Below are 4666 nucleotides of genomic sequence, written 5' to 3' on the forward strand. Positions count from 1 at the left end.
CCGCCCCCGCCGCCCGGTTACGGCTACCCCCAGCCCGGCGCGCCCGTACCGCCGCAGGCCCAGCCGCAGCCGTACCCGCAACAGCAGTACGCCGCCCAACCGCAGCCCCCGCAGCAGCAGTATCCTTCGCAGCCCCAGCCCGGTTACGGCTACCCCCAGCCCGGCGCGCCCATCCCGCCCCAGGCCGAGCAGCCCCAGCCGCAGCCCCAGCAGGCTCAGGCCCAGCCCGCCCCCCAGGCACCGCCCCAGCCGCAACAGCCGCAGCCGCAGGCCCCGCAGCCCGTCGTCGGCCCCCCGCAGCCGGTCGACCCGCGCAGCGGCGGCTGGCCCACGGTGCCCGAGCAGGGCCAGCACCGTGGCGTCGCCGGCGCACCGCTGGGCTACACGGCAGCCGTTGAGCTGTCCTCGGACCGTCTGCTGCGCAACCAGCCCAAGGCCCGTAAGCCCGGGGCGAATGCGCAGCCCAGCCGGTTCAAGCTCGGGGCGAAGAAGGAGCAGGAGGAGCGGGAGCGCAAGCTGGCGCTGATCCGTACTCCGGTCCTGTCCTGCTACCGGATCGCAGTGATCAGCCTCAAGGGCGGTGTCGGCAAGACCACCACGACCACCGCCCTCGGCTCGACCCTCGCCTCCGAGCGCCAGGACAAGATCCTCGCGATCGACGCCAACCCCGACGCCGGCACCCTCGGCCGCCGCGTCCGCCGCGAGACCGGCGCGACCATCCGCGACCTCGTGCAGAATCTCCCCAACCTGCACAGCTACATGGACATCCGCCGCTTCACCTCCCAGGCGTCCTCCGGTCTGGAGATCATCGCCAACGACGTCGACCCGGCGGTCTCCACCACCTTCAACGACGAGGACTACCGCCGCGCCATCGACCTGCTCGGCCGTCAGTACCCGATCATCCTCACCGACTCGGGCACCGGTCTGCTCTACAGCGCCATGCGCGGCGTCCTGGACCTCGCCGACCAGCTCATCATCATCTCCACCCCGTCCGTCGACGGCGCGAGCAGCGCCAGCACCACGCTCGACTGGCTCAGCGCGCACGGCTACGCCGACCTGGTCCAGCGCAGCCTCACCGTCATCTCCGGCGTCCGCGAGACCGGCAAGATGATCAAGGTCGACGACATCGTCGCCCACTTCGAGACCCGCTGCCGCGGCGTCATCGTCGTTCCCTTCGACGAACACCTTGCCGCCGGAGCCGAAGTCGACCTCGACATGATGCGCCCCAAGACCCGCGAGGCCTACTTCAACCTCTCCGCCCTCGTCGCCGAGGACATGGTCCGCGCGCAGCAGGCCCAGGGTCTCTACGGCCAGCAGCAGTACGACCCTTACGCTCAGCAGCCTCCCCAGCAGGGCTATCCGCCCCAGCCCCCGCAGTACGAGCAGCAGCAGAACTGGGCCCAGCAACCCCCGCCGCCCCCGGAAGCCCAGCCCCAACACCAGCCCCCACCCCAGCCCGGCTACGGCCAGCAGCCCCCACCCGGCTGGCAGCAACAACCCCCCGCCGACCCCCAACCCGGCTACGGCTACCCGCCGTCCCCGCCGCCGGTCTAGCCCGTACGCAAGCCAAGGGCCCGGCACCGCGCGTCGCGGTGCCGGGCCCTTGGTTTTCCCTACCGCCGGCCGGGTGGAGTGCGCCGGGCCGTCCCGGCACCCCGCTCCACCCGCAGCGTTCGACGGTCAGAGTGCCGTGGGTGCCGGTCAGGCCTGCCGCTTGGGCCGCGTTGGAGAAGGCAAAGCCGAAACAGGCAAGGGCGATGACGAAGAAGAGGCCGCCCAGCGGGCGGCCGGCCACGCCGGGGCGGGGCGGGGCGGGGCAGCGTCGCGTCAGGGCCGAAGGCCGACGGGTACAGCTGCGATGACGCCATGATCAGGTCCCCCCTGGGTCCGGGTGCTAGGCGGCGTCGTGCGCGTCGACCAGCTCGCGCGCCCGCTTCACGTCATCCGCCATGCGCTCCAGCAGGGCGTCGATGGTGTCGAACTTCTCCATCCCCCGCAGGTAGGCGAGGAAGTCGACGGCGACGTGGAGCCCGTACAGGTCGAGGCCGACACGGTCGATGGCGTAGGCCTCGACCGTACGGGACGTGCCGTCGAACGTCGGGTTCGTGCCGACGGAGATGGCGGCGGGCATGGCCTCGCCGTCGACGTGGAGCCAGCCGGCGTAGACGCCGTCGGCGGGGATGGCGGTGTGAGGGAGGGTCTCGACGTTGGCGGTGGGGTAGCCGAGGTCGCGGCCGCGTTGGGCGCCGCGGACGACGACGCCTTCCACACGATGGGGGCGGCCGAGGATTTCCATGGCGCCCTCGACGTCGCCCTCGGCGACGAGGCGGCGGGCGAGGGTGGAGGAGAAGGGGAGTCCGGCGCCGGCGGCGCCGGTGACGTAGAGGTCGACGACGTCGACGTCGTAGTCGTACTTGAGGCCCATGGCGGTGAGGAACTCGACGTCGCCGGCCGCCTTGTGGCCGAAGCGGAAGTTGGGGCCCTCGACGACGACCTTGGCGTGCAGGGCGTCGACCAGGACGGTACGGATGAAGTCACCCGGGGAGAGCTTGGAGAACTCGGAGGTGAAGGGGAGGATCAGCAGGGCGTCGACGCCGAGGCCCTCCATCAGTTCCGCGCGGCGGTGGTGCGCGGCGAGCAGCGGGGGGTGGGAGCCGGGGCGTACGACCTCGCTGGGGTGGGGGTCGAAGGTGACGACGACCGACTTGAGGCCCAGCTCACGGGCCCGCTCGACCGCGCGGCCGATGATGAGCTGGTGGCCGCGGTGGACCCCGTCGTACGAGCCGATGGTGACGACGCTACGCCCCCAGTCCCTGGGAACGTCCTCCAAGCCCCGCCAGCGCTGCACTGTGACCGCTCCTCGCCATTCCATTCGGCAATCTGCAGGTCCAAGACTGCCATGCCGCCGGGTCCCCCCGGGAACCGGCCGTGTTTCATCGGGCTAACACGGCAGGCGGTCCGGGGTCGGGCTCAAGGCGCTCGAACATCCGGCGGGCGCTCGGGCCGATCACCGCGTCCCATCCGCCGCCGCCCGTGGCCAGCCAGCCGCGCACCTGGAGGGCGAAGCCCGGCGACCCGCCGGCCAGCTGCACCAGGCGCCGGTCGAAGGATGCCGCGCCCTCTGGCGTACGGCAGAGCAGCAGCCCGACGCGGTGGACGAGGTCGCGGGTCACGGGGGCGGGGCGGCGGGCGCAGCCGTCGGCGGCGGCGCGCAGCAGGGCGTCGAGGACGGCCGGGTCGCGTTCGTGGTCCAGGAGGGCGTCGAGGAGTTCCTGGCGCAGCGGGCGCGAGGTGTGGGTGCCGGGCCCGGCCAGTACGGGCGCGAGCGCGCGCCGCACTTCCGGGGGCTGGTTCCGGAGCAGGCCGACGGCCAGCGGGAAGATCACGGAACGCGCGCTGGGCCCGTGCTCCAGGCGCCGGTCGAGGTAGGCGGCCACATGGGCGGCGCCTTCGGGGCGGTGGTCGAGGTGGTCGCGTACGAGGACGGCGACCCGGCGCGCGAGGGCGGGCGTGGTCACCTCGGCCAGCGCGCACAGCACCTCGGCGGCGCCGTCGCCGGGCTCGCGGAGCCGGGCCTGGAAGCCGGCCAGCACCGGTTCCGGGTGCGTGGTGAGGGCGGCGGCGAGCGCACTGACCGGCAGCTGGACATCGCCGGCGGCGAAATGGGCGAGGGCGGCCGGCAGGTGCCGGGAGCGGGTGGCGGGGTCGCGTACGAGGAGGGCCAGGGCGCCGCCGTGCAGGGTGCAGTCGGCGGGGCGGCCCAGGATGGCGAGGGCGGCGTAGCGGAGCAGTTCGCGGTCGGCGCCCGTGGTGACGTGCGGGGCGGCACGCAGGCCGTACGAGATCGCGGCGACGTGGCGCTCGGGCCGCTCCTCGTGCGCCCACCGGTCCACGGCGCGGCACACCGCCGACGGCTCGTCCTCCGCCAGGGCCACCAGCAGTTCGTCGGCGCGCGGATGGGCCGCGGCGACCAGCGCCTCCGTGAGGTCGTCCACGGCCCGCTGCCGGTGGGTGTGCAGCAGCGCCTGGGCTGCCGCAGCCACAGTGGGGCGCGGCCCCCCGCCGCCCGGTGCCGTCTGCAGGGGCCGCTCGTCGTCGAACCACCCGCACAGCACGGGCATCGCCGCACGTGGCTCGGCGGCCAGCAGCTCCCCGGCGGCGGTCAGGAACCGCTCCCCCGCCGGGCCGGGGGACGGCGGGGCGTCGGCCGGCAGCAGCAGCCGGAGCAGCTCCAGCCGGTCGGCGAGCGGAAGCCGGATCCGCCGCCAGAACCAGGGCCCGAACTCGGCGAGGCCACCCCCACCCGCCTCCCCCGGGAAGCCGCCCCGCTCGACCGAGCGGGCGCTGACGCGCTCCGCCAGCAGCCGCAGCACGCCCCGGTAAGCGGTGGCGTCCGGCAGCCGGAGCAACACCTCGCCCAGCAGGTGAGCCGCCCACCACACGGCGTCGGCCCGGCGGGGATCGGCGGGCGTTGCCGGCGCGGTGGGCTCGGCGGCGGCCCGGTCGAGGACCCGGACCAGCTCGCGCAGGCGGCGGCCGAGTGCGGCGGGACCGGACTCCCGGGCGGCCAGCAGCAGCGACTGGATGACCGGCCCGATCCGGTGCCGGGGCACCGGAAGGGCCCGTGGCGCGGAGGGCGGCGCCAGCGGCGGGGCAGGCGGCACCG

The 4666-nt window shown here is 74.5% G+C and carries 2 protein-coding genes and 1 pseudogene; 1 reads left to right on the plus strand and 2 read right to left on the minus strand.

Features of this window, described 5'->3' with window-relative positions; all coding sequences use genetic code 11:
* On the plus strand, positions 1–1554 hold a 1554-nt coding region (locus tag EFK10_RS04470), incomplete at its 5' end, for a MinD/ParA family ATP-binding protein (protein ID WP_240676983.1).
* 340 nt (positions 1555–1894) lie between these two features.
* Here the strand turns inward: EFK10_RS04470 and EFK10_RS04475 are convergent.
* On the minus strand, positions 1895–2848 hold the full coding sequence (locus tag EFK10_RS04475) for a bifunctional riboflavin kinase/FAD synthetase (protein WP_127354469.1): 954 nt from the start codon (positions 2846–2848) through the stop codon (positions 1895–1897).
* 85 nt (positions 2849–2933) lie between these two features.
* Positions 2934–4666, minus strand: a pseudogene (locus EFK10_RS04480) (serine protease); the annotation flags it as partial.

Origin of the sequence: Streptomyces soli, from assembly GCF_003999195.1 — a bacterium.
In the GTDB taxonomy this organism is placed as follows: Bacteria; Actinomycetota; Actinomycetes; order Streptomycetales; family Streptomycetaceae; genus Actinacidiphila; species Actinacidiphila soli.